Genomic DNA, 24,297 nt, shown 5'->3' on the forward strand with positions numbered 1-24,297 from the left:
GCCGCAGGTCAACGGCCGGGCGGGGGCGCCGGCGCCGGCCGCGGGGCGGCGGGCGCGGGGACGGGCGCGGGCCGGCCCGGCAGGAGGAGGGCGAGGACCAGGACGGCGGCGATCGTGCCGGCGGCGAACCAGTAGACGCCGTGGAAGCCGCTTAGGACGTCGCCGTCCCCGGCCCGTTCCCAGATCAGCGTGACGACGGCGATGCCGATCGCGGCGCCGAGCTGGTTGAGCATGTAGAGGACGGAGCTGCCCTGCGGCACCTGCGGCGGCGGCAGCGTGCGGTACAGCGAGCCCATCGTGGGCGCGCCGACGAACCCCAGCCCCAGCCCCAGGAACAGGGCGGCCAGCACGGGCCACACCTCGGCGGTGCCGGCCCCGGCCCGGGTGAGCGCCAGCCCGGCGAGCAGCGCCACGGTCGCGCCGCCCAGCGCCAGGGACCGGGCGCCGAGCCGGTCGCTGAGGCGCCCGGCCAGCGGCATGGCGACGCCCGCGCCCACCCCCACCGGTGCCACCAGCAGCCCGGCCATGAGGACGCCGTGGCCGTGCGCCTGCTGGTAGTACAGCGGCAGGGCGAACAGGCTCGCGAACGTGGCCAGCCCGACCAGGGCCATGACGGTGACGCTCGCGGAGAACCCGGCGCCGGTGAACAGCCGCGGGTCGATCAGCGGCGGGACGCGTCCGGGGCCGCGCGAGGCCCGGACCGCGTGCAGCGCGTACCCGCCGAGGAGCAGGGCGCCGGCCGCCAGCGGCGCGAGGACCTGCCAGGCCGTGAACGCGCCGCGCTCGGCCGACTGCGACAGCGCCAGGACCACCGCCGCGAAACCCGGGCCGAGCAGCGCCAGGCCCAGCGTGTCCAGGGGGCCCGCGGTCCGTTCGCCGTCGCCGGTGTCCGCCGGCAGCACCCGGACGGCCAGCAGCAGCGCGACCAGGCCGACCGGGACGTTCAGCAGGAACATCCACCGCCAGTCGAGCCGGGACAGGACCAGGCCGCCCGCCACCGGCCCCAGCACCGGGCCGAGGGAGAGGACCACGCCCATCAGCCCCATCACCCGGCCCGCCCGGGCGGGCCCGGCGGCGCGGGCCAGCAGGGTCAGCACCAGCGGATCGAGGATCCCGGCGCCCAGCCCCTGGACGACCCGGAAGGCGATCAGGCCGCCCGCGTTCCAGGCCAGCCCCGACCCCAGCGACCCGGCCAGGAACAGGACGAGCCCCGCCAGCCACATCCGCCGGCCGCCGTACCGGTCGACCGCCCAGGTCGTGAACGGGATCGCGGCGGTGACCGCCAGCAGGAACCCGGTGGACGCCCAGCCGATCGTGCTGAGCGACGCGGTGAACGCCCCGGCCAGGGTGTCGATGCCGACGGCGACCATGGTGCTGTTGAGGATGCCCAGCATCCCGCCCAGCAGGATCACGCCGATCAGCCGCAGCAACGCCGGATCGAGGGCGTCGCCGCCGTCCCGCGCAGGTGTCATCGTTGGCTCCTTAAGCATCAAAAATTGAACTCCCGGGTTCAAGTTAGGGAGAGATCGCCCTCATGTGCAACCCATCGGGCCACTGAACTGAACCTGTGGGTTCAATAATGTCGGCGTGGGGGTACGATGTCCGGCGTGGCAGCCGCGCGAACCTCACCAGAGCCGGGGCGGGACGTGTCCCGGGGACGCATCGACAAGCGGGAGGCGATCCTGGACGCCGCGTTCACGGTCTTCGCGCGCCAGGGGTACGCCCAGGCGTGCGTCAAGGAGATCGCGAAGGAGGCGGGCGTCGCCAAGCCCACCGTCTACAACCACCTCAACGACAAGGCGACCCTCTTCCGCGAGGCGATGGTGGCCGCCGCCGGTCGCGTGGTCGCCGAGGACCTCGCGGCCGTCGAGGCGCTGGCGGTCCCGGACGGCGATCTGCGCGCCCGCCTGGAGGACACGGGGCACCGGCTGCTCCAGGCGCACTGCCATGAGCGTTCCCGGGCGCTGCGCCGCCTCCTGCACGCCGAGGGCGCCCGGTTCCCCGAGCCGCTGGAGGTGGTGCGGGGCCGCGGAGCCGGCCGGGTCACCGAGGCCCTGGCCGGCCGGCTGGCGCGGCTCATCCTCGCCGGGCGGCTGCGCGCGGCCGACCCCGAAACGGCCGCCGAGCAGTTCCTGGCGCTGCTCACCGGCCCGATGGAGGCGCGGACGGCGATGGGCGCACGCGCGGTCCCCGACGACGAACTGCGCGCGGTCGCCCGCGCCGCCGTGGACACCTTCCTGCGAGCGTTCGGCCCCGAGACCGGGGACGGCGCGCCCGTGCCGCCGGAGCCCCGGGGCGCGGCCGGGAGCCCGGAGACCCGGAACGCGGAGACCCGGAACGCGGAGACCCGGAACGCGGAGACCCGGAACGCGGAGACCCGGAACGCGGAGACCCGGAACGCGGAGACCCGGAACGCGGAGACCCGGAACGCGGAGACCCGGAACGCGGAGACCCGGAACGCGGAGACCCGGAACGCGGAGACCCGGAACGCGGAGACCCGGAACGCGGAGACCCGGAACGCGGAGACCCGGAACGCGGTGGCCGGGAGCGCGGCGGCGCGGTGACGGCCGGCCGGGCGCGTCAGCCGGGGGTGGCGGGCTGCTGGTCCGGGGCGTTCCCGCCGAGCGACCGGGGCAGGTAGTTCTCCACGGCGGCGGGCCGGTAGCCCTGCTGGCGGATCCAGCCCAGGATCATCTGGAGCTGCTGCGCGAGCCCCTTCCGATAGTGCATGAGGACGATGTCGCCCGGCCGGAAGCCCTTGCCGCCGTCGCCGCGCGCGAAGCCGTTGAACCCCACGCCCGGCCCGGACGTGCCGTTGTAGAACTCCGCCGACCACAGCAGGATCGACTTGATCCCGCACTCCTTGGCCATCTTGCGGGTGGTCAGGTTGAAGCTCCCGAACGGCGGCCGGAAGATCTGCGGCCGCCGCCCGTACTGCTGGGTGATCGTGTCGGACGCCCCGCAGATCTCGCGCTTCTGCTTCTCCGGCGTCTGGAGGGCCATGTTGAGGTGGTTGACGGTGTGGTTCTCCATCTGGGACCCGGCGTTGCGCAGGGCCCAGAAGTACTGCCCCTGCCCCTTGACGTACCGGGACGTCAGGAAGGTCAGGATCGGCACCCGTTCCTTGCGCACCAGGTCGACGAACTCGGCGTCGTACTCGTAGCCGTCGTCGATGGTCAGGAACACCACCTTGTCCTGCGTGACGATGCGGCTGATGGTCGGCGGCAGGCCGTCCGGCGCGGGCTTGGGCGGCGTCCACGACCCGGGCCTGGGGCGCTCCCACGCCTGGTCGGCGAGCACCGTGCCGAGCCGGGAGCGCGTGGACGGCCCCTCGTCCCCGGACGCCGCCGCCCGGACGGCCGGCCACGTGCCCGCGGCGACGCCCATCACACCCGCCATCACCGTGGTGACCACGGGCATCTTCCCTCGCATCAGCCGCGTTCTCCGTCCGGTCCCGGTTCGATCATGTGTGTCGCTTCGGTTGACGCGCGAGGGCCCGCGGGGGTTCGCGCCGCCGTACGAAATGCGCAGGGACATTCTGACCTTGCTCGGACCGAACGGGGCGTATCTGACCAACCTTCGGCGTGTGATCGGCACAACTTGCCGTACGGAGGCCGGGGCGCATTCTCTAGGGTCGGGACATGAAGGTCACTGGTAGCGCCACCATCGCGGCGCCGCTCCCTCTGGTGTGGGAGGCGTTGCAGGACCCCGCGGTCCTGGCCCGGACGATCCCGGGCTGCCACTCCCTGGAGGCCACCGGCCAGGACGTCTACACGATGACCGTCTCCGCCGGGGTCGCCTCCGTCAAGGGCACCTACGTCGGCCGGGTCGAGCTGGCCGAGCCCGACCCGCCGCGCTCGTTCGTGCTGCGCGCCCGCGGCCAGGGGGCGCCGGGGACGGTCGACGCCACCGTCCGCGTGCGCCTGTCCGACGGCGACGGGGGCACCCGGGTCGACTACGACGCCGACGCGGTCGTCGGCGGGATGATCGGCGGGGTGGGCCAGCGCATGATCGGCTCCGTGGCCCGGAAGACCGCGGGGGAGTTCTTCGCCGCCGTCGAACGGTCCCTGACCGGGCCCGAGGCCGTCCCGGAGCCCGTCCCCGCCCAGCCGGGAGAGCGGCCCGCCGCGGCCCCGGCGGAGGCGCCGGCCGGACGGGTCTACGCGGGCGCCCGGCCCGCGCCGGCGCCCGCTCCCGGGCCCCGGGCCGCCCCGATGCTGGCCGCGTTCGGTGCGGGAGGCGCGATGGCTCTGGCAGGGGTCGTTCTGGGGTATGCCCTGGGACGACGAACCAGGAGGTGACCATGAGACCCTTCACCGCCGCCGCCGTGCAGCTGGCGCCGGCCCCCGGGCCGCTGACCCGCGGGTCCGTCGAGGCCAACATCGGCAAGGCCGTGGACTGGACCGCGCGCTGCGTCGAGGAATCCGGCGCCGAACTGGTCGTCCTTCCCGAGTCGGTCACCACCGGCTTCAACCCCGGCGTCGGGGCGGAGGAGCTGTGGGACCTGGTCTCGGAGATCCCGGGGCCGATCACCGAGCCTTTCCAGGAGACGGCCCGCGAGCTGGGCGTCCACCTGTGCTTCGGCACCTACGAGCGCGGCCCCGACCCCGGCACCGTCTACAACGCCGCCGTCCTGGCCGGCCCGGACGGCGGAGTGCTCGGCGTCTACCGCAAGACCCACCCGTTCCGGGTCGAGGACGCCCGCCACGGGGGCTGGGTCACGCCCGGCTCCGAGGTCTGCGTGGCCGACACCGAACTCGGCCGGATCGGCATGGCGATCTGCTTCGACGGCGACTTCCCGGAACTGTGGCGCATCCAGGCGGTGCGCGGCGCCGAGCTGATCTGCCGCCCGTCGGCGCTGCTGCGCTCGGCCGACATCTGGGAGCTGACCTGCCGCGCCCGCGCCTACGACGAGCACGTGTACGTCGTGGGCGCCAACGCGGTCGGCGCCGACCCGGCCGGCACCCTCTACTTCGGCAACTCGATGATCGTCACGCCGATCGCGGAGGTGGTGGCCCGCGCCGCCGCGCACGAGGGCTGGGTCGCGGCCCGGCTCGACCCGGCCACCGCGATGCGCTCGCTCACCCCGGGCTCCTCGGTCCCGCACGGCTTCGACCATCTCGCCGAACGCAACCTCGGCCTGTACGAGAAGCACGCCGCCGACCTCGTCGCCCCCGCCGCGACCCCGTTCCCGCGCGGCCGGGCACGGGACCGGTGAGAACGGCGGAGGGCCGCCCGGGGACGGGTCCCCGGGCGGCCCTCCGCGCCACGTGCCTGCCGCGCCTACTTGACCGCGACCAGGTCCACCACGAAGATCAGCGTCTCGCCGGGCTTGATCGCCGGGGAGGGGCTGCGGTCGCCGTACGCCAGGTGCGGCGGGATGACCAGCTTGCGCCGGCCGCCGACCTTCATGCCGGCGATGCCCATGTCCCAGCCCTTGATGACCTGGCCCGCGCCGAGCTGGAAGTCCAGCGTGGAGCCGCGGTTCCAGGAGGCGTCGAACTCCTCGCCCGTGGAGAAGGAGACCCCGACGTAGTGCATCGACACCGTGGCGCCCTTGGTCGCCTCCGGGCCGTCGCCCTGGATGATGTCGGTGATGTCGAGGTAGGCGGGCGGCTGCCCCTCGGGGAAGTCGATCTCGGGCCGTTCAAGCGCCATCGGGTTGGCTCCAGTGATGTGTCGTCGGTGGTCGGGAACGATCCGTTCAGCCTAGTGCCAGGTGCGACTCGCCAAAGAAGGAACCGCGCGTTGGCATAATGCGACGGTTCCCGGGACGCGCCGCGTCCGGTAGACCCGTGGTCATGGGGCGACGGCTGCGGATCGGCATCGACACCGGCGGGACGTTCACCGACGTCGTGGCGCTGGACGAGGACACCGGGGAGATCATCACCACCAAGACCCCCTCCACCCCGGCCGATCCCGCCGAGGGCTTCCTGACCGCCGTCGCCAAGGTGACGGCGGCGGCCGGAGGGGACGCCGCGGTCACCGGCCTCTCGCACGGGACGACGGTCGCGACCAACCGGCTCCTGGAGGACCGGCTGGAGGATCTCGGCCTCATCACCACCGAGGGGTTCGAGCACGTCCTGGAGATCGCGCGGCAGAGCGTCCCGGACGGCTACGGCAACTCCTACTTCTGGGTGAAGCCGCCGCGCATCGTCCCCGTCCACCGGGTGCGGGCCGTCGGCGGGCGGCTCGACCACACCGGCGCCGAGCTGCGGCCCTTCGACGAGGCGGGCGCGGCGGAGGCGGCCCGCTGGTTCCGCGACCAGGGGATCCGGGCGATCGGCGTCTGCTTCCTGCACTCCTACGCCGATCCCGGCCACGAGCTGGCGATGCGCGAGGTGCTGCGGCGCGAGCACCCCGAGGCGGTGGTGTCGCTGTCGTGCGAGGTGCTGCGCGAGTACCGGGAGTACGAGCGGTCGGTGACCACCCTGGTCGACGCCGCGGTCAAGCCGGTCATGTCGCGCTACCTGCGGCGCATCACCGAACGCGCGCCCGCCCGCCTGCACGTGATGAAGAGCAACGGCGGCGTGCTGTCGGCCGACGAGGTGGTCCACCAGCCGATCACCACCGTGCTGTCCGGCCCGGCCGCCGGGGCCCTCGGCGCGGCCTACGTCGCGGGGCGCGCCGGGCTCGGCTCGGTGGTCACCCTGGACGGCGGCGGCACCTCCACCGACGTGGCGGTGGTCCTGGACGGCGAGCCCACGCTGACCACCGAGGGGGCGATCGGCCGCCACCCGGTCAAGATCCCGATGATCGACATCGTGACCGTGGGCGCGGGCGGCGGCTCGGTCGCCTGGGTCTCCCCGGAGTCCACGATGAAGGTGGGCCCGCGCAGCGCCGGCGCCGACCCCGGCCCCCTCTGCTACGGCGGCGGGGGCACCGAGCCGACTGTCACCGACGCCCACGCCGTCCTGGGCCGGATCCCGCCGCACCTGCTGGGCGGCGAGATCCCCTTGGACGTGCCCGCCGCCCGTGCCGGGCTGGAGGCCCTGGCGGGACGGCTCGGCCTGACCGTGGAACGCGCCGCCACCGGCATCCTGGAGATCTCCGCCTGGAACCAGGCCAACGCCATCCGGCAGATCACCGTCAAGCGCGGGCTGGACGTGCGCGACTACCCCCTGGTCGCGTTCGGCGGCTCGGGGCCCCTGCTGTGCTGCCGCCTGCTGGACGTGCTCGGCCTGCCCGCCGCGCTCGTCCCGGTGAACCCCGGCAACCTGTCGGCGTTCGGCCTGCTCACCGTGGACGTCAAGAACGACTACGTGCGCACCCGCGTGGCCCGCGACGCCGAGCTCGACCTCCCCGCCGTGGCCGCGATCTTCGCCGAGCTGGAGGCCGAGGCCGCCGCGTCCCTCGACCGCGAGGGCTTCCCCGCCGCCCGGCACCGCTTCGCCCGCACCGTGGACCTGCGCTACTACGGCCAGGCGTTCGAGGTGCGGGTCCCCGCGCCCCCCGGGCCGGTCTCCGAGGGGTTCCGCGCCGAGGTGCTGCGGCGGTTCCACGACGCCCACGAGGCCCTGTACGGGTACTGCTACCGCGACGACGCCAGGCACCCGGTCGAGTGGGTGAACCACCGCGTCTCCGGCATCGGCCCGATCGACCGCCCGCGCCTCCGGGAACGCCCGTCCGGCGACAAGGACCCCTCCCGCGCCCTCACCGGCACCCGCGAGGTCCACTTCGGCGACGGCTGGGTCGCGGCCCCCGTCTACGAGCGCGCCCTGCTGGCCCCGGGCGACGTCGTGGAGGGCCCGGCGATCGTCCAGGAGTTCGGCTCGACCCTGCCCCTGCACCCGGGCTTCCGCGCCGAGGTGGACGCCTACGGCAACCTGCTGGTGACCCGATGACGAGCACGACCCGCCGAGCGGAGGCGAGGCAATGAACACTGATCCCATCCTGCTGGAGATCGTGGAGGGGACGCTGGCCTCGGTCGAGCGGGAGGTGGAGACGGCGATCGCCCGGACGGCGCGCTCGCCCATGATCCGGGACGCGCACGACTTCCGGGCGGGGATCCACGACCGCCGGCTGCGCAAGCTGACGGGGCGCTCCTACTCCGCCCTGGTCCATCCGGTGGCGCGCGACTTCCCGCCGGAGAAGATGCGGCCGGGGGACGTCTTCTTCCACAACGACGTCTATCTGTCCGAGGGCGGGATCGGGCACCTGCCGGACCTGTGCGTGACGGTGCCGGTGTTCCATGAGGGGGAGGTCGTGGCGTTCGTCCAGGCGTTCGGGCACCACGACGACATCGGCGGGGCGGTGCCCGGGTCGATGCCGAGCCACGCTCGCAGCGCGTTCGAGGAGGGGCTCATGGTCCCGCCGATCAGGCTGTGGGACCAGGGCGTGCCGAACGAGGCGGCGCTGCGGATCATGACGCGGAACTCGCGGATGCCCGACTCGCTCGCCGGTGACCTGGACGCCGAGTGCTCGGCGTGCCTGATGGGGGCGCGCCGCCTGGCCGAGCTGTTCGCCCGGTACGGCCGGGCGGCGGTGGAGGGATGCTTCGACGCGATCATCGACAAGACCACCGAGACGTTCCGGCGGGAGCTGCTGTCGAAGATCCCCGACGGCACCCATGTCTGGGAGGACTACGCCGAGCACGACGGTGTCGACCCGCCCCGGCTGCACGCCCAGCGGATCACCCTCACCGTCGACAAGGCGGCGGAGGTGCCGCTGATCATCGACTTCACCGGGACGTCGCCGCAGGCCAAGGGGCCGATCAACCACGCGGGCGACTACGCCGACGGGGTCTTCCTGAAGAAGTGGCTGGCGCCCGTCCTGCGGAACCTGGCCGACACCCCCGAACGCGCGGCCGAGCTGGACGTGAACGAGGGCGTCGTCCCGCTGATCGAGATGCGGTTCCCCGAGAAGGGGACCCTGCTCACCCCGATCTTCCCGGCGCCCACCAACGCCCGGACGTTCGTCATCCTGCGCCTGCTCGGAGTGCTGGCGGGCGTGCTGGCCAAGGCCACCGGCGGCCGGATGCCCGCCGACCAGGAGACGATCCGTTACACCGGGGTGTACGGCGAGGACGACCGCGGCCCGTACCTCATGCGGGAGGTCCTGGGGGGAGGCTCCGGGGGCCGCCACTACGCCGACGGGGAGGACACCATCCACGTCGTGCCCGACTCGCGCAACATCCCGGCCGAGTTCGCCGAGGCGCGCTGGCCGTTCGTCGTCGAGCGGCTCGGGCTGGCGACCGACTCGGGCGGGCCCGGCGCGTACCGGGGCGGGCTCGGGTACGACAAGCGGCTGCGCATGCTGCGGGACGCCGGCTACATGTCGATCGCCGACCGGTCCATCCTGTCCTGCTGGGGCGTCAACGGGGGGCGGGCGGGCCGCCCGTTCCGGGTGGACATCGACGGGGAGGAGATGGAGGGCCTGGTCGACGACCACCCGGTGCGGGTGGGGCAGGTCATCCGGATCCGGACGACCGGGGGCGGCGGCTGGGGCGACCCGTTCGACCGCGACCCGGACCGCGTCGCCGCGGACGTCCGCGACGGCAAGGTGTCGCCCGAGGGAGCCCGCGACGACTACGGCGTCGTCCTGGCCACCGGAGCGTCCGGCCCGGTGGCGGACGGGGAGGCGACCGCCGAGCTGCGGGAGCGGTTGCGCGCCGCCCGCGGACCCGCCCCGTTCTTCGACCGGGGGCCGGGGTACCCGCTCCTGTCCGGGGGCAGGACCTCCGCCGACGTGGACGATCCGGGGCGCTGACCGCTGCCCGGGTCAGCGCGCGGTGGCCGGTGGCCGCCGCGCGGGCGCGAACGAACGGTGCCCGGGGTCGGTGCCGTCGACCGGCAGGTCCGCGCGCTCGCGCGTCCGGTCGGCGGTGAAGTGCCGGTCCTCGCGTTCGGACCAGGCGTCCCAGGCGCCGGCCAGGTCCGGGCCGTCCCGGAGCAGGGCGCGGGCCCGGCGCAGGGAACGCGGCGCGTCGATCCAGATCCGGTACGCGGCGGGCGACCCGCGCCAGGCGGCGCCCACGCCCTCGATGATCATGACCGGTGCCGGCGGCACCGTCTCCGTGGGGCCGTGGCGGCCGGCGCGCCAGTCGTAGCGCCGCAGCCGGCCGGGCTCGCCGGCGCACAGGGGGTCGAGGACCGCCTCGGTGAGGGGCCGCCACCAGGTGAGCGGGTCGGCGTTCCAGGGGACGCGGAAGTCGTCGGACCCGATGACCGGCGGGCCGTCCAGGGCGGCGGCCAGGTGCGCGGCGAAGGTGGACTTGCCCGCGCCGCTCGGCCCGTCCACGGCGACCACCCGCGCCGGGCCGCAGGACGGGGGCAGCGCGAGCAGCCGCGCGGCCAGCGCCGGGTAGGTCATCCTGTCATCTGGCACGAAAGGCATACTGCCGGAGGAGACGGCATGCTCAGGCCGTTGGCGATCCGTTCCATCGACGAGGTGTACGCATGGGAGCAGACCCGTTCCCAGGGGCTGGGCGTCGAGGTGGACCATCCCACGCCGGGCCGGATCGAGCTGCCGGGGCCGCGGCTGCGCTTCGGCGGGGCGCCGCCCCGCGAGCACGCGGCGCCACCGCTGCCGGGGGAGCACGATGACACTGTGCCGGCCTGGCTGGACGAGAGGGACGCGTGATGGACCTGCTGGGCGTCGCGGGCGACCAGACGATCACGGTGGCCGGCCGCGGGCTGCGCCGCGCCGAGCTGATGGACCGGGCCGCCGGGGTCGCCGCGGAGATCGCGGGCGCCGGGGCCGTCGCGGTGCACGCCACCGCGAGCCTGGAGACCGTCGTCGCGGTGGTCGGCGGGCTGCTGGCCGGGGTGCCGGTGGTGCCGCTGCCGCCCGACTCGGGGCCGGACGAGCGCGCGCACATCCTGGGCGACTCGGGCGCGGCCCTGCTGCTGGCCGCCCGCGGCGCGTACGAACCGGGGGAGGGGGACCCGCCGCTCGTCCCGGTCGACGACCTCCCCGCCGGGGAGGGGGCCGGCGCCGGCGCGCCCGATGACGCCACCGCGCTCATCCTCTACACCAGCGGGACCACCGGCGCCCCCAAGGGCGTGCTCGTCTCCCGCGCCGCGATCGCCGCCGGGCTGGACGCCCTGGCCGAGGCGTGGGAGTGGACCGCCGGCGACGTGCTGGTGCACGGGCTTCCGCTTTTTCACGTCCACGGCCTGGTCCTGGGCGTGCTCGGCGCGCTGCGGGCGGGATCGTCCCTCGTGCACACCGGGCGGCCCCGGCCCGAGGCGTACGCGGAGGCCGCCGCCGCCGGGGGCACGCTGTTCTTCGGGGTGCCCACGGTGTGGTCGCGCGTCTGCGCCGAGCCGGACGCGGCGCGCGCGCTGCGCGGGGCGCGGCTCCTGGTCTCCGGCAGCGCGCCCCTGCCCGTGCCGGTGTTCGGGCGGCTGGAGGAGCTGACCGGTCACCGGCCGGTGGAGCGGTACGGGATGACCGAGACCCTGATCACCGTCAGCGCCCGCGCCGGCGGCGACCGGCGGCCCGGCCACGTCGGGCTGCCGCTGGCGGGGGTGGCGACCCGGCTGGCCGCCGAGGACGGCGCCCCGGTCCCGGCCGACGGCGAGACGCCGGGCGAGCTGCACGTCCGCGCGCCCATGCTGTTCGGCGGCTACCTGAACCGGCCGGAGGCCACCGCCGCCTCGTTCACCGCCGACGGCTGGTTCCGCACCGGCGACATCGCGACCGTCGGCCCGGACGGCTGGCACCGGATCGTCGGCCGCGCCTCCACCGACCTGATCAAGAGCGGCGGTTACCGGATCGGCGCGGGCGAGGTCGAGAACGCCCTGCTGGCCCACCCCGCCGTCCGCGAGGCCGCCGTCGTCGGCACCCCGCACCCCGACCTGGGCGAGCAGGTGACCGCCTACGTGGTGGCCGACGGCGTGGACGAGCGGCGGCTCATCGGCTTCGTCGCCGAACGCCTCTCGGCGCACAAGCGGCCCCGGACCGTCCATCTGGTGGACTCCCTGCCGCGCAACGCGATGGGCAAGGTCGTCAAGACCCGCCTCGGTGCCTGAGGCCCCGCCGCGGCGCCTGCGCGCCGCGTACGGGCCGCCGCGCCCGTGCGCTCCGCCCCCGCCCGCGACCAGGCCGTATGACGGATGTCATGCGGATCGGCTGACAGGCGCCGGGCGAACCGGTGACACGCGCTTCTACCGGGCCGGGCGCGCGCCGGGGACGCTGGAGCCATGCCGACCACACCAGCCATCCGGATCGACGGCCTGCGCAGCCGCTACGGGGACTTCGAGGCCGTCAGCGAGGTCTCCTTCGAGGTACGGGAGGGCGAGCTGTTCGCGCTCCTCGGCACCAACGGCGCGGGCAAGACCACCACGCTCGAGATCATCGAGGGCTTCCGGGCCGCGCACGCCGGGACGGTCCGGGTGCTCGGGCACGACCCGTACCGCGAGCGCCGCGCCGTCCGCCCGAGCATGGGGATCATGCTCCAGGAGGGCGGGCTGTTCGCCGACCTGACGGTGGCCGAGACCCTCGACCACTGGCGCGGCTTCGTCCCGGACCCGCGCGGCCGGGACGAGACCCTCGGCCTGGTCGGGCTGCGCGACCGGGCGGGGGTCCGGGCGCGGCAGCTGTCGGGCGGGCAGAAGCGCCGCCTCGACCTGGCGATCGCCCTGCTCGGCCGCCCCCGGGTGCTGTTCCTGGACGAGCCGACGACCGGGATGGACCCCGAGGCCCGCCGCGCCACCTGGGAGGTCGTCCGCGACCTGGTCGCCGGCGGCACCACCGTCCTGCTCACCACCCACTACCTGGAGGAGGCCGAGCAGCTGGCCGACCGGCTGGCCATCATGCACCGCGGCCGGATCGAGGTCGCCGGCACGGTCGGCGAGGTCGTCGCCGGCCACGGCGACCGGATCACCTTCCACGTGCCCGACGGGCTCGGCGTCGCCGAGCTGCCCGCGCTGCACGGCACCGCCGCCACGATCTCCGTGGCCGGCGGCCGCCCGCTCGCCACCTACGCCCTCGGCGCCGCGGGCCTCCAGGCCGAGCTGTACGAGCTGCTGCGCTGGGCCGACGAGCGGCGGATCGGCCTGGAAGGGCTGCAGGCCCGCAGCGCCTCGCTCGAGGACGTCTTCCTGCGCACCGCCGGGGGAGCCACCCGATGATCAACGCCATGGCCCGCGTGGCCCGTCTCGACCTGACCCTGCTGTGGCGCAACCGGACCGCGCTGTTCACCGTCGTCGGCATGCCGCTGCTGTTCGCGGCGCTGCTGCTGCCCGCCCGGGGCGAGAAGGCCGGCGGGATCGACGCCGCCCTGCTCCAGGGCACCGGGCACCTGGGCTTCTTCCTGCTCTTCGCCGTGTTCGTCAACCTGGTGACCGTCTTCACCGCCCGCCGCGAGGACTTCACGCTGAAGCGGCTGCGCGGCTCGGTGCTGTCGGACGCCGAGATCCTCGGCGGCAGCGTCCTCACCGCGGCCGGGATGTACGCCGTGCAGGCGCTGGCCCTGCTGGCGTTCCTGGTCACCGTGCTGGACGGCGCCCTGCCCGCCGACCCGCTGCTGCTGCTCGCCGGGTCGGTGGGCGGCGTCGCCGTCTTCGCGCTGCTGGCGTTCGCCGTCTCGGGGATCACGCCGAGCACCGAGATGGCCCAGCTCACCGTGCTGCCCCTCATGTTCGCCTGCCTGGCCGGCGCCGGCGTGCTCGTCCCGCTGGAGGACGTGCCCGCCGCCGTCCGGGAGGCCGCCCGGTGGGTGCCGCTGACCCCGGTCGTGGAGATCACCCGGACCGCCTACTTCGGCCAGGACTTCACCGTCACCGGGACGCGGGCCCCGGTCGGGTTCGGCGAGGGCTGGGCGACCTGCCTGCGGTCGTTCGGCGTCCTGCTGTTCTGGACGCTGGCCGGGCGGGCGCTGGCCGCCCGGTGGTTCCGCTGGGAGCCCCGGCGCGCCTGATGCCCGCTACCGTGACCGGAGAAGGAGGACCGATGGGCGGCGCGACGACGGCCGAGCTGGAGGAACGGGCGGCCGGGCGGCTGGAGCTCTACCGCAAGGTGATCTACCGCTCGTTCCTGATCGCGGGGATCGTGGTCCTGCTCCCGATCGTCACGACCCTGGCCGAGGCGTACCGGGAGGACCGGGCGAGTCTCCCGGTCGCCTTCGCCGGGGGCGCCGGCGGCGTCCTCTTCCTGTGGTGCTACGCCCGGACGGTCGACACGGGGCTGAGCGGGCGGCTGTCACGGCGCGACACCGTCCTGAGCGGCGCGCTGACCCTCCTGCTCAGCCCGATGATGGTCGTGCACCCGCTGTGGTGCCTGGTGCCGCTGATCTGGGCGGCCACGCTCACGCTCTGGGTGCCTGGGCGCACCCTCAAGGTCGCCCTGTGCCTGGGCGTGGCGGCCGACTGCGCGCTGTTCGTCTCCTGGTACGGCGGGCCGCCCCGCTGGCACGAGCTCCTCCTGCTCTTCGCCCTCTTCACCGCGCTGTGCGCGTCGAGCGCCTACGTCAATTACTACTACCGGCGGATGTGGGACCTGCACCAGGAGGCCGACGCCGCCCGCGAGGCCCAGGCACGGCTGGCGGTGGCCGAGGAACGGCTGCGCTTCTCCCGCGACCTGCACGACCTGCTCGGGCACAGCCTCTCCCTGATCGCGGTGAAGAGCGAGCTGGCCATGCGGATGTCGGAGACCGACCCGGCGCGCGCCCGCGAGGAGATGGCCGACGTCCGCCGGGCCGCCCGGGAGGCGCTGCGCGAGGTCCGCACCGCCGTCCGCGGCTACCGCGCGGTCGAGCTGGACGCCGAGCTGGCCGGGGTACGGGCCGTGCTGGAGGCCGCGGGGGTGCGCTGCGAGGCCGGCGCCCCGCCCGAGGGACTCCCGCCGGAGGTCCGCGCGGTGCTGGCCTGGGTGATCCGCGAGGGCGCCACCAACGTGATCAAGCACAGCGAGGCGCGGCACTGCGGGATCACGATCGCGGCCTATGGTGGGTCGGTGGTCCTGGAGATGAGCAACGACGGGGTGCGGGCCGCCCGCCGGGACCCGGGCTCGGGCCTGGCCGGGCTGGCCGAGCGGGTCGAGGTCCTGGGCGGCACCCTCACCTCCGGGAGCCGCGGGCGCGACCGGTTCCTGCTGCGCGCGGTCGTCCCGCTCCCGGAGGAGGCGCGGTGATCCGTCTCCTGCTGGCCGACGACGAGCACCTCATCCGCGGCGCGGTCGCCGCGCTCCTCGGCCTGGAACCCGACCTGGAGGTGGTCGCCGAGGTGGGGCGCGGCGACGAGGTGGCCGCCGCCGTCGCGGCGTGCGATCCGGACGTGGCCGTCCTGGACATCGACATGCCCGGCGCCGACGGGCTCACCGTGGCCGAGGAGCTGGACGCCGCCGGGGCCCGCTGCGCCGTGTGCATCCTCACCAGCTTCGGCCGCCCCGGCTACCTGCGCCGGGCCGTGGCCGCCGGGGTGCGGGGCTTCGTGGCCAAGGACGCCCCCACCGAGGAGCTGGCCGCCGCCATCCGCAAGGTCCACGCCGGCGGCCGTTACCTGGACGCCGAACTGGCCGCCAGCGCCATGGCCGCCGGTGACAACCCCCTCACCGCGCGGGAACGGGAGATCCTCCGCCTCATCGGGGCGGGCACCGAGACCGCCCGCATCGCCGTCCTGCTCAACCTCTCCGAGGGAACGGTGCGCAACTACCTGTCGTCGGCGATGGCCAAGCTGGGCGAGCCCAACCGCGTGGCGGCCGTCCGCGCCGCGCGCGACATGGGCTGGGTCTGACGCCCGTTCCGCGGGTGCCGGGGAAGGCCCGAGCCCGGCCGGCAGAGCCCCTATTTACCCGCCAAATGCTGATATGTCGGCGCAGATCCGTCCCAAGGGTTGGGGTCACTTGACCATTCCGTGATGGCGACGGGCGTTCGCTTCCGCGACGGTCGGCGGTGCGCTTCCATGTCCTGTGAAAGGACAGCGGGTCCGGCCCGGCGACGCGCCTCGGGAGGTACGGACCCCGGCCCGACAGGGAGGTCGGACCCATGGGGGAACCTACGAGCCGCACGTCGCAGGGGGACCGCGTCCGGGGGGCGCGGCGGTGAGCGGGGAGAGCGCCGAGGCGGCCATGGCGCGGTTGCGGGCCGAGTTCGGGGGCCGCTGGGCGATCGCCTACAGCGGCCAGGGCCGCTGGTGGGCCTTCCGCGGGCCGATGACCTCCGAGACCTTCAACCGGGTCAGCGACGTCCAGGCCGGCACGGCCGAGGAGCTGGCCGACCGGCTGCGCGAGATCGAGGCGCGCTGAGGGGCGCTGAGGGGCGCCGCCGCCGGTGCCGGAGACCGCGTCCCGCCCGGCCGTACGCCGTGCCCCTGAGCGGGGCCCGGCGGGTGCTGCGAAGATGGTCGGCGTGAGTGAGCCGCTCGTACCCCGCATGCGTTCCTTCGGCGAGACGATCTTCGCGGAGATGTCCGCGCGGGCCGCCGCGACCGGATCGATCAACCTCGGCCAGGGCTTCCCCGACACCGACGGGCCGCCCGCGATGCTGGCGACGGCGATCGAGGCGATCCGTTCCGGCGGCAACCAGTACCCGCCCGGCCCCGGCCTGCCCGAGCTGCGCGAGGCGGTGGCCGCGCAGCGCCGCGAGCGCTACGGGCTGGAGTACGACCCGGCGGAGGAGGTCTTCGTCACCGTCGGGGCCACCGAGGGCGTCGCCGCGGCCGTCCTCGCGCTGGCCGGACCCGGCGACGAGGTGATCGTCTTCGAGCCGTACTACGACTCCTACGCCGCCACGATCGCGCTGGCCGGGGCGGAGCGGCGGCCGGTCACGCTGCGCCCGGACGGGGGCCGCTTCACCTTCGACCCCGCCGAGCTGCGCGCCGCCGTGACCCCGCGCACCAAGCTGATCCTGGTCAACTCCCCGCACAACCCGGCGGGCACCGTCTTCACCCGCGGCGAGCTGCGCGCCATCGCCGACGTGTGCGCCGAGCACGACCTGACGGCCGTCACCGACGAGGTGTACGAGTACCTGACCTTCGACGGGGCCGAGCACATCCCGCTGGCCACCCTGGAGGGCATGCGCGAGCGGACCGTCACCGTGTCCTCCGTGGGCAAGACGTTCTCGGTCACCGGCTGGAAGACCGGCTGGGTCACCGCGCCCGCGCCGTACGTGCGGGCCGTGCGGACGGTGAAGCAGTTCCTCACCTACGCGACCGGAGGCCCCTGGCAGCGCGCCGCCGCCTACGGCCTCCGCAACGAGCTGGCCTGGGTGGAGGAGCTGCGCGCGTCCCTGCAGGCCAAGCGCGACCGGCTGGTCGGCGGGCTGGAGGCCGCGGGGTTCACCGCCTACCGGCCGCAGGGCACCTACTTCGTGCAGGCCGACATCCGGCCGCTCGGTTTCACCGACGGGATCGAGCTGGCCAGGGCGCTTCCCGAGAAGGCGGGCGTGGTCGCCATCCCGACGCAGGTGTTCTACGACAACGCCGAGGCCGGGGCCCACTTCGTCCGGTTCGCGTTCTGCAAGCGGGACGAGGTCATCGACGACGCGGTGGAGCGGCTGCGCGGCCTCGCCTGAGAACGCGGCGGTCCCGGCGGTCCCGACGGGACGACACGCCCGGCCGCGCCGCCCGCCCTCCGCCGCCCGTGACCGCCCCCGACCACCCGGGACGGCCCGGGCGGCGCCCGCCGGGGCGCGAGGTGCCGAAACCCGGGCGCCGGTTGGGCGGATTTCGCCAGTGAGCCCGGGCCGCCGCGCGGATACGGTCGGCTCGTGAGCAGGGATGACGGGGGGCCGCCCGGAACCGGGCGGGTCCTGATCGCGCTGGGCGGCAACGCCATGACCGCGCCGGACGGGAGCGCCACGCCGGAGGCGCAGGCGGCGGCGGTCGGGCGCGCCATGGAACGGGTCGCCGACCTGGTCGCGGCCGGCGCGCGGGTCGCCCTGACGCACGGCAACGGTCCCCAGGTCGGCAACCTCCTGATCAAGAACCAGCTGGCCGCGCACGTGGTGCCGCCCGTGCCGCTGGACTGGTGCGGGGCGCAGACCCAGGGCACCATCGGCGTGCTCATCATGAACGCGCTGGAACGGGCGCTGGCCGCCCGCGGCGCCGCCCGCCCGGTGTCGGTGATCGTCACCCGCACGCTGGTGGACGCCGCCGACCCCGCCTTCACCCACATGGACAAGCCGGTCGGCCGTTACTTCCCGAAGTCCGAGGCGGAGCGGTTCATGGCCCTCGGGCAGGTCTGGCGGTCCTTCGGCGCCCGGGGCTGGCGCCGGGTGGTCGCCTCCCCCGAGCCGCTGGAGATCCTGGACGCGGCGGCCGCGGCCACGCTGATGGACGCCGGGCACGTGGTGGTCGCCGCCGGCGGCGGGGGAGTGCCGGTGACCCGCGACGCGGGCGGCGTGCCGCGCGGCGTGGAGGCCGTGGTCGACAAGGACCTGGCCGCCCAGCTGCTGGCCCGCACGCTGCGCGCCTCGACCCTGGTCATCGCCACCGACGTCGAGCACGTCATGGCGGGGTACGGGACCCCGCGGGAGCGTCCGCTGGGCCGCACGACCACCGCCGAGCTGCGCACCCTGGCCGCGGCCGGGCACTTCGCCGGGGGCAGCATGGGCCCCAAGGTGGAGGCCGCGCTGCGGTTCGTGGCGGGCGGCGGGCGGCGCGCGGCCATCGCCTCCCTGGACCGCATCACCGACGCCGCGCACGGCAAGGCCGGAACGATCATCGAGGAGTAGCGAACGTGCCCGATCCGATCGAAGTACGCAAGATCCCCATCGAGAGCGTGACCGACGCCTCCGGGCTGGCCCGGCTGATCGACGACGGCGTGCTGGAGGCCGACCGGGTCCTGGCCGTGGTGGGCAAGACCGAGGGCAACGGCGGCGTCAACGACTACACCCGGCTGCTGGCCGACCGGGCGTTCCGCGAGGTCCTGCTGGCCAGGGGCACCCGGACCGAGGAGGAGGTCGCGCGGGTCCCGCTGGTGTGGTCGGGCGGCACCGACGGCGTGCTCAGCCCGCACGCCACCGTCTTCGCCACCGTGGACCCGGCCGCGGCCCCCGCCTCCGACGAGCCCCGGCTGTCGGTCGGCGTCGCGATGAGCGACATCATCGCGCCCGAGGACATCGGCCGTCCCGCCATGGTGGAGACCGTCGCCGCGGGCGTCCGCGAGGCCATGAAGATCGCCGGGATCGACGATCCGGCCGACGTGCACTACGTCCAGACCAAGACCCCGCTGCTCACCCTCGACACCATCAACGACGCCAGATCGCGGGGCCACGACGTGGTCACCGAGGACACCCTGAAGTCCATGGACATCTCCAACTCCACCACCGCGCTCGGCATCGCCGTCGCGCTGGGCGAGATCGAGATGCCGGAGGCGGGGCGGATCCACCGGGACCTGTCCCTGTACTCCTCGGTCGCGTCCTGCTCCTCGGGCGTGGAGCTGGACCGGGCCCAGATCGTCGTGGTCGGCAACGTCCGCGGCATCGGCGGCCGGTACCGGGCCGGGCACGCGGTGATGCGCGACGCCCTGGACGCCGACGGCATCTGGGCGGCGATCCGCTCGGCCGGGCTCGGCCTGCCCGACCGGCCGCACCCCGACGACCTGCGCGGCCGGCTGGTCAACGCGTTCATCAAGTGCGAGGCCGACCCGAGCGGCTCGGTCCGGGGCCGCCGCAACATCATGCTGGACGACTCCGACGTGCACTGGCATCGCCAGATCAAGGCGTGCGTCGGCGGCGTGGCCGCGTCCGTCACCGGTGACCCCGCCGTCTTCGTGTCCGTCGCCGCCGTCCACCAGGGCCCCTCCGGCGGCGGGACGGTGGCGGCGATCGTCGAGCCCTGACCGGCCGCGGCACGGGAGGTTATAGCCTCGTCACCGTGCCCGCACTGACCATTCCCGAGTCCCCGTTCCCCGACGACGACGGCGGCGCCGACCCGCGGCTGGCCGAGGCCCTGGCCGGATACGCGGCCGGCCGCGCCGGCGCGCGCGCCGTGCTGGAGCGGCTGGCCGGCGCGCGGCTGCTGGTCCCCGTCGTCGCCGTCCTCACCGAGGAGGAGGACGTCGCGCCCGGCGAGCTCCGGCGGGAGAAGTCCAGCGACATGGCGCTGCCCACCCTCATCGGCGAGGACGGCCGCCGCGGCGTGCTCGGCTTCACCTCGGCCGAGGCCATGCGAGCCTGGCGGGCCGACGCCCGCCCGGTCGCCGTGCACGCCCGGCAGGCGTGCCTGGCCGCGCTCGACGAGGGCGCGGACGCCCTGGTGGTGGACGTGGCGGGGCCGGTGCCGTTCGCCGTGGACGGGCCGCGGCTGCGCCTGCTCGCCGAGGGCCGCCCGGTCCCGGCGCCGCACGAGGACCCCGAGGTGCTGGCCGCCGTCGAGGCCGCGTTCGGCCCCGAGGAGGCCGTGACCGGCGTGCGGGTCGGCCCGGGCGAGAACGCCGAGCTGGCGATCCGGTTCTCGGTCGCCCCGGGCGGCGACGAGCGGGACGCCGTGCGGCGCGTCTCGGAGCGGCTCGCCGAGCGGCTGCGCGGCCGGGTGGCCGGCGGCGTCGAGCTCACCCTCGTCCGCGGCTGACCGGCCGCCCCGCGGACCTCCGGGCCCGTAGGCTTGGAAAAAGCCCACCCCCGTAGGAGAGACTCCCGTGCTGACCATGCAGGACGCCCTGATCCGGCTCACCGACCACTGGGCGGGGCACGGTTGCCTCATCACCCAGCCGATGAACACCGAGGTCGGCGCGGGCACCCTGAACCCGGCCACGGCACTGCGCGTCCTCGGCCCCGAGCCCTGGCGGGTCGCCTACGTGGAGCCGAGCGTCCGCCCCGACGACGCCCGCTACGGCGACAATCCCAACCGGCTGCAGACCCACACCCAGTTCCAGGTGATCCTCAAGCCCGAACCGGGCGACGCGCAGGAGCTCTACCTGGGCAGCCTGGAGGCGCTGGGCATCGACCTGCGCGCCCACGACGTCCGGTTCGTGGAGGACGACTGGGCCTCGCCGGCGCTGGGCGCCTGGGGGCTGGGCTGGGAGGTGTGGCTGGACGGCCTGGAGATCACCCAGTTCACCTACTTCCAGCAGTCCGGCGGCCTCACCCTCGACCCCGTCGCGGTGGAGATCACCTACGGGATGGAGCGGATCATCATGGCGCTCCAGGGCGCCGGCCACTTCAAGGACATCGTCTACGCGCCCGGGATCAGCTACGGCGAGGCGTTCGGCCAGGCCGAGTACGAGATGAGCCGCTACTACCTCGACGACGCCGACATCGGCACCGTCCGCGAGCTGTTCGAGGCGTACGCGGCCGAGGCGCGGCGGATGCTCGACGCCCGGCTGCCCGTGCCCGCGCACTCCTACGTCCTCAAGTGCTCCCAGGCGTTCAACGTGCTCGACGCGCGCGGCGCCATCGGCACCACCGAGCGGGCCCGCGCGTTCGCCCGGATGCGCCGCCTCGCCCACGACGTGGCGGGGCTGTGGGTGGAACGCCGGGCCGAGCTGGGCCACCCGCTCGGCGACGCCTCCACGCCGCCCGCCGCGCCCGCCGCCCCGGCCGCCGTGCCCGCCCCCGTCGCGGTCTTCCCCGACATCTCCGCGCACGGCACCCTCGCCGTGGAGATCGGGGTGGAGGAGCTGCCGCCGCACGAGGTCGCCCGCACCGCCGACCACGTCGCCGGGGAACTGACCCGGGCGCTGGAGGAGGCGGGGCTGTTCACCGACGCCTGCGAGGTGCACACCTACGCCACCCCCCGCCGCGCCATCGTGGTCGTCAGCGACCTGGAGCCCCGCGAGCCCGACACCGAGCAGGTCGTCAAGGGGCCCCGCATGGCCGCCGCCTACGACGCCGCCGGCGAGCCCACCAAGGCGCTGCTGGGGTTCGCGCGCGGCCACGGCCTCGACCCCGCCGACGTCCGCCCCGTCACCGTGGGCGGCGGCGAGTACGCCGGGTACGTGCGCACGGTCACGGGCCGTCCCGCCGCGCTGGTGCTGGGGGAGGTCCTCCCGCGGATCGTCGCCGGGCTGCGCGCCGACAAGAACATGCGGTGGAACGCGCCGGGCCTGTCGTTCGCCCGCCCCGTCCGCTGGCTGCTGGCCCTGCTGGACGAGCACGAGGTGCCGTTCGAGGTCGGCGGCATGACCGCGGGCCGCATCACCCGCGTCCACCGCACCGCGACCACCTCCGCCGTGTCGGTCCCCGACGCCGGCGCCCTGGTGCCCGCCCTGCGCGCGCACGGCATCGAGCCCGCCGCGGAGCGCCGCCGCACGCAGGTCATCGAGACCGCCGGGGCGCTGGCCGCGGGCGTGCGCGGCGCGATCGACTTCCCGGGCGAGCAGGCACTGGTCGAGGAGATCGTCAACCTGGTCGAGGAACCGGTCGCGATCCTCGGCTCGTTCGACCCCGCCTACCTCGACCTGCCCGAGGAGATCCTCACCACGGTCATGAAGAAGCACCAGCGCTACCTGCCGGTGCGCGGCGCCGGGGGCGGGCTCCTGCCGTACTTCGTCACCGTGGCCAACGGCGAGTGCGACCACGACGCCGTACGGGCGGGCAACGAGGCCGTGCTGCGCGCCCGCTACGAGGACGCCGCGTTCTTCTTCCAGCAGGACCTGCGGAGCACCCCCGAGGAGATCAAGGAGGGGCTGGTCAGGCTGACCTTCGCCGAGCGGCTCGGCTCGATGGCCGACCGCGCCGCGCGGATCCGGGCGATCGCGGAGGAGCTGGCGGCGCGGGTGGAGCTGACCGGTGACGAGCGCCGGGCGCTGGGCCGCGCGGGCGCGCTGGCCAAGTTCGACCTCGCCTCCGCCATGGTGATCGAGCTGTCCGGCCTCGCCGGGACCATGGCCCGCGAGTACGCGCGCCGCGCCGGCGAGGACGAGGCCGTCGCGCAGGCCCTGTACGAGATGGAGCTGCCCCGCCACGCCGGGGACGCGACGCCCGACGGCGCGGCCGGCTCCCTCCTGGCGGTGGCCGACCGGCTGGACCTGCTGGCGGGCCTGTTCGCCGTCGGGTCGGCGCCCAGCGGCAGCTCCGACCCGTTCGGGCTGCGCCGCGCCGCGCTGGCGCTCACCGCGATCCTGCGGGCCGACCCCCGGCTCGCGCCGGTCACCGTGGGGGAGGGGCTGGCCGTCGCGGCCCGCCACCAGCCGGTCGAGGTCGCGCCCGAGGCCGTCGCGGAGGCGGAACGCTTCGTCGCGCGGCGCCTGGAGCGGGCGCTGCTGGACGAGGGCCACGCCGTCGCGGTCGTCCGGGCCGTCCTGCCGCACGCCGGCGCGCCCGCCTACACCGAACGCGCGGCGGCCGACCTGGCCGGCCTGCTCAAGGACGACCGGTTCCTGCGCCTCACGGCCGCGCTGCAGCGGGTGCTGCGCATCGTCCCCGGCGGCACCGCGCCCGGCTACGACCCCGCCCTGTTCGCCGAGCCCGCCGAGCACCGCCTGCACGAGGCGTTCACCGAGGTCGCGAAGGCGCTGCCGGAGCGGCCGTCGCTGCCGGAGTTCACCGCGGCCGCGTTCCCGCTGGCGCACCCCATCGACCGGTACTTCGACGACGTCATGGTGATGACCGACGACCCCGCCCTCCGCGCCAACCGGCTCGGCCTGCTGGCCGCGATCCGCGACCTGGTGGACGGCGTCCTGGACTGGCCCCAGATCGCCTGACCCGCGCCCGGCGGACGCCATGGATCCGCCGGGCGGATTCATGGCGGATCGGCATCAACGACCGTCATCCCCGGAATCCATCGGGCCGGGCGGCGGGGCCGCCGCCGATCATGGCGATCATGAGAACCGCGCCCCCGTCCGCCCTCACCGCCGCCCTCGCCTGCGCCGCCGCCGTCCTCACCGGACCCGCGGCGGCGGCCCACCACGGCTGGGAGGAGTTCGACACCGCCCGCCCCTTCTACGCCGCGGGCACCGTCGCGTCGGTGCGCTGGGGCAACCCGCATCCCGAGGTCCGCCTGCGGGTGACCCGCCCGGTGACGCTTCCCGGCGGGCTGGCCGGCCGCGAGATCCCCGCCGAGCTGGAGGCCCTGGGCGGTCGCGACGTGCTGCGCGCCACCCGCCCCCTGGAGGGGGACGACGCGGAGATCACCCTGATCCTCGCCCCGGTCGAGCGGCTCTCGTCCTGGGGGATGCCCGACCGGGTCCGCGACGGCGAGCGGCTGGAGGTGGTCGGCTACGCGCACCGCGAGGAGCGCGGCGAGCTGCGCCCCGAGCTGGTGATCCGGCAGGACGGGCGCGCGGTCCGGCAGCGTTCGGTCGCGCTGCCCGCCGCCCCCGCCGCGGACGGCGGCGGCGCCGGGGAGGCGCCCTCCGGGGACGAGGCCGGTGGGGACGGCGCCGCCGCCCCATGGGTGCTCGGCGGGCTGGGAGCGCTCGCCGCCGCCGGAGCCGTCCTCCTCCTCGCCCGCCGCGCGCGGAGGTAGAGCA

22 protein-coding genes are annotated in these 24,297 nt (G+C 75.2%); 18 read left to right on the top strand and 4 right to left on the bottom strand.

Annotated elements, in window-relative coordinates:
• Positions 1-8: 8 nt before the first annotated feature.
• Positions 9-1,472, bottom strand: a complete 1,464-nt coding sequence (locus tag IW256_RS12385) for a DHA2 family efflux MFS transporter permease subunit (RefSeq protein ID WP_197011098.1) — start codon at positions 1,470-1,472, stop codon at positions 9-11.
• A 135-nt stretch (positions 1,473-1,607) separates the two neighbouring features.
• Between IW256_RS12385 and IW256_RS12390 the strand changes: the two genes are divergently transcribed.
• On the top strand, positions 1,608-2,564 hold the full coding sequence (locus IW256_RS12390; protein WP_307828866.1) for a TetR/AcrR family transcriptional regulator: 957 nt from the start codon (positions 1,608-1,610) through the stop codon (positions 2,562-2,564).
• A gap of 16 nt (positions 2,565-2,580) precedes the next feature.
• Here the strand turns inward: IW256_RS12390 and IW256_RS12395 are convergent, their stop codons facing one another.
• A complete protein-coding gene (locus tag IW256_RS12395) occupies positions 2,581-3,432 on the bottom strand; it encodes a polysaccharide deacetylase family protein (RefSeq protein ID WP_197011099.1) in 852 nt (283 codons plus the stop codon).
• A gap of 209 nt (positions 3,433-3,641) precedes the next feature.
• Here IW256_RS12395 and IW256_RS12400 point away from each other — a divergent pair, with 209 nt between their 5' ends.
• On the top strand, positions 3,642-4,301 hold the full coding sequence (locus IW256_RS12400; RefSeq protein WP_197011100.1) for an SRPBCC family protein: 660 nt from the start codon (positions 3,642-3,644) through the stop codon (positions 4,299-4,301).
• 2 nt (positions 4,302-4,303) lie between these two features.
• Positions 4,304-5,218, top strand: a complete 915-nt coding sequence (locus tag IW256_RS12405; protein ID WP_197011101.1) for a carbon-nitrogen hydrolase family protein — start codon at positions 4,304-4,306, stop codon at positions 5,216-5,218.
• A gap of 65 nt (positions 5,219-5,283) precedes the next feature.
• Here the strand turns inward: IW256_RS12405 and IW256_RS12410 are convergent, their stop codons facing one another.
• A complete protein-coding gene (locus tag IW256_RS12410; RefSeq protein ID WP_197011102.1) occupies positions 5,284-5,658 on the bottom strand; it encodes an FKBP-type peptidyl-prolyl cis-trans isomerase in 375 nt (124 codons plus the stop codon).
• Positions 5,659-5,801: 143 nt separating this feature from the next.
• Here IW256_RS12410 and IW256_RS12415 point away from each other — a divergent pair, with 143 nt between their 5' ends.
• Positions 5,802-7,844 (top strand): hydantoinase/oxoprolinase family protein, encoded by a 2,043-nt coding sequence (locus IW256_RS12415; RefSeq protein WP_197011103.1) that lies wholly within the window; start codon positions 5,802-5,804, stop codon positions 7,842-7,844.
• Positions 7,845-7,875: 31 nt separating this feature from the next.
• Complete coding sequence (locus tag IW256_RS12420) at positions 7,876-9,708, top strand: hydantoinase B/oxoprolinase family protein (protein WP_197011104.1); 1,833 nt, start codon at positions 7,876-7,878, stop codon at positions 9,706-9,708.
• A gap of 12 nt (positions 9,709-9,720) precedes the next feature.
• Here IW256_RS12420 and IW256_RS12425 read toward each other — a convergent pair whose 3' ends face one another.
• Complete coding sequence (locus tag IW256_RS12425; RefSeq protein WP_420535403.1) at positions 9,721-10,335, bottom strand: uridine kinase family protein; 615 nt, start codon at positions 10,333-10,335, stop codon at positions 9,721-9,723.
• 18 nt (positions 10,336-10,353) lie between these two features.
• Between IW256_RS12425 and IW256_RS12430 the strand changes: the two genes are divergently transcribed.
• The 13 genes from IW256_RS12430 (at position 10,354) to IW256_RS12490 (ending at position 24,293) form a co-directional block, all read left to right on the top strand.
• Entirely contained in the window at positions 10,354-10,581 is a 228-nt protein-coding gene (locus IW256_RS12430; RefSeq protein ID WP_197011105.1) for a CoA transferase, read from the top strand.
• Positions 10,581-11,975 carry an acyl-CoA synthetase gene (locus IW256_RS12435; protein WP_197011106.1) on the top strand — a complete coding sequence of 465 codons (1,395 nt, stop codon included), beginning with the start codon at positions 10,581-10,583 and terminating at the stop codon, positions 11,973-11,975. The genes IW256_RS12430 and IW256_RS12435 overlap by 1 nt, the downstream gene beginning before the upstream one ends.
• Before the next feature lie 171 nt (positions 11,976-12,146).
• The gene (locus tag IW256_RS12440) at positions 12,147-13,076 is read left to right on the top strand and encodes an ABC transporter ATP-binding protein (RefSeq protein WP_197011107.1); all 930 of its coding nucleotides are present in this window, start codon (positions 12,147-12,149) and stop codon (positions 13,074-13,076) included.
• Complete coding sequence (locus tag IW256_RS12445; protein ID WP_197011108.1) at positions 13,073-13,864, top strand: ABC transporter permease; 792 nt, start codon at positions 13,073-13,075, stop codon at positions 13,862-13,864. Before IW256_RS12440 ends, IW256_RS12445 begins: the two co-directional genes overlap by 4 nt.
• 32 nt (positions 13,865-13,896) lie before the next feature.
• The gene (locus tag IW256_RS12450; RefSeq protein ID WP_197011109.1) at positions 13,897-15,075 is read left to right on the top strand and encodes a sensor histidine kinase; all 1,179 of its coding nucleotides are present in this window, start codon (positions 13,897-13,899) and stop codon (positions 15,073-15,075) included.
• A complete protein-coding gene (locus tag IW256_RS12455; RefSeq protein ID WP_197011110.1) occupies positions 15,072-15,677 on the top strand; it encodes a response regulator transcription factor in 606 nt (201 codons plus the stop codon). Before IW256_RS12450 ends, IW256_RS12455 begins: the two co-directional genes overlap by 4 nt.
• A 307-nt stretch (positions 15,678-15,984) precedes the next feature.
• A complete protein-coding gene (locus IW256_RS12460; RefSeq protein WP_197011111.1) occupies positions 15,985-16,188 on the top strand; it encodes a hypothetical protein in 204 nt (67 codons plus the stop codon).
• Between the two features lie 94 nt (positions 16,189-16,282).
• Positions 16,283-17,455 carry a pyridoxal phosphate-dependent aminotransferase gene (locus tag IW256_RS12465; RefSeq protein ID WP_197011112.1) on the top strand — a complete coding sequence of 391 codons (1,173 nt, stop codon included), beginning with the start codon at positions 16,283-16,285 and terminating at the stop codon, positions 17,453-17,455.
• A gap of 195 nt (positions 17,456-17,650) precedes the next feature.
• Positions 17,651-18,616 carry a carbamate kinase gene (locus IW256_RS12470; RefSeq protein WP_307828868.1) on the top strand — a complete coding sequence of 322 codons (966 nt, stop codon included), beginning with the start codon at positions 17,651-17,653 and terminating at the stop codon, positions 18,614-18,616.
• 5 nt (positions 18,617-18,621) lie between these two features.
• Positions 18,622-19,725 (top strand): barbiturase, encoded by a 1,104-nt coding sequence (gene bar, locus IW256_RS12475; protein ID WP_197011113.1) that lies wholly within the window; start codon positions 18,622-18,624, stop codon positions 19,723-19,725.
• Between the two features lie 35 nt (positions 19,726-19,760).
• Complete coding sequence (locus IW256_RS12480) at positions 19,761-20,456, top strand: SseB family protein (RefSeq protein WP_197011114.1); 696 nt, start codon at positions 19,761-19,763, stop codon at positions 20,454-20,456.
• Positions 20,457-20,532: 76 nt separating this feature from the next.
• The gene (locus tag IW256_RS12485) at positions 20,533-23,529 is read left to right on the top strand and encodes a glycine--tRNA ligase (RefSeq protein ID WP_231404675.1); all 2,997 of its coding nucleotides are present in this window, start codon (positions 20,533-20,535) and stop codon (positions 23,527-23,529) included.
• Between the two features lie 119 nt (positions 23,530-23,648).
• Positions 23,649-24,293, top strand: a complete 645-nt coding sequence (locus IW256_RS12490; RefSeq protein WP_197011116.1) for a DUF6152 family protein — start codon at positions 23,649-23,651, stop codon at positions 24,291-24,293.
• The last annotated feature ends 4 nt before the right edge of the window (positions 24,294-24,297 follow it).

Source organism: Actinomadura viridis (genome assembly GCF_015751755.1).
Lineage (GTDB): Bacteria > Actinomycetota > Actinomycetes > Streptosporangiales > Streptosporangiaceae > Spirillospora > Spirillospora viridis.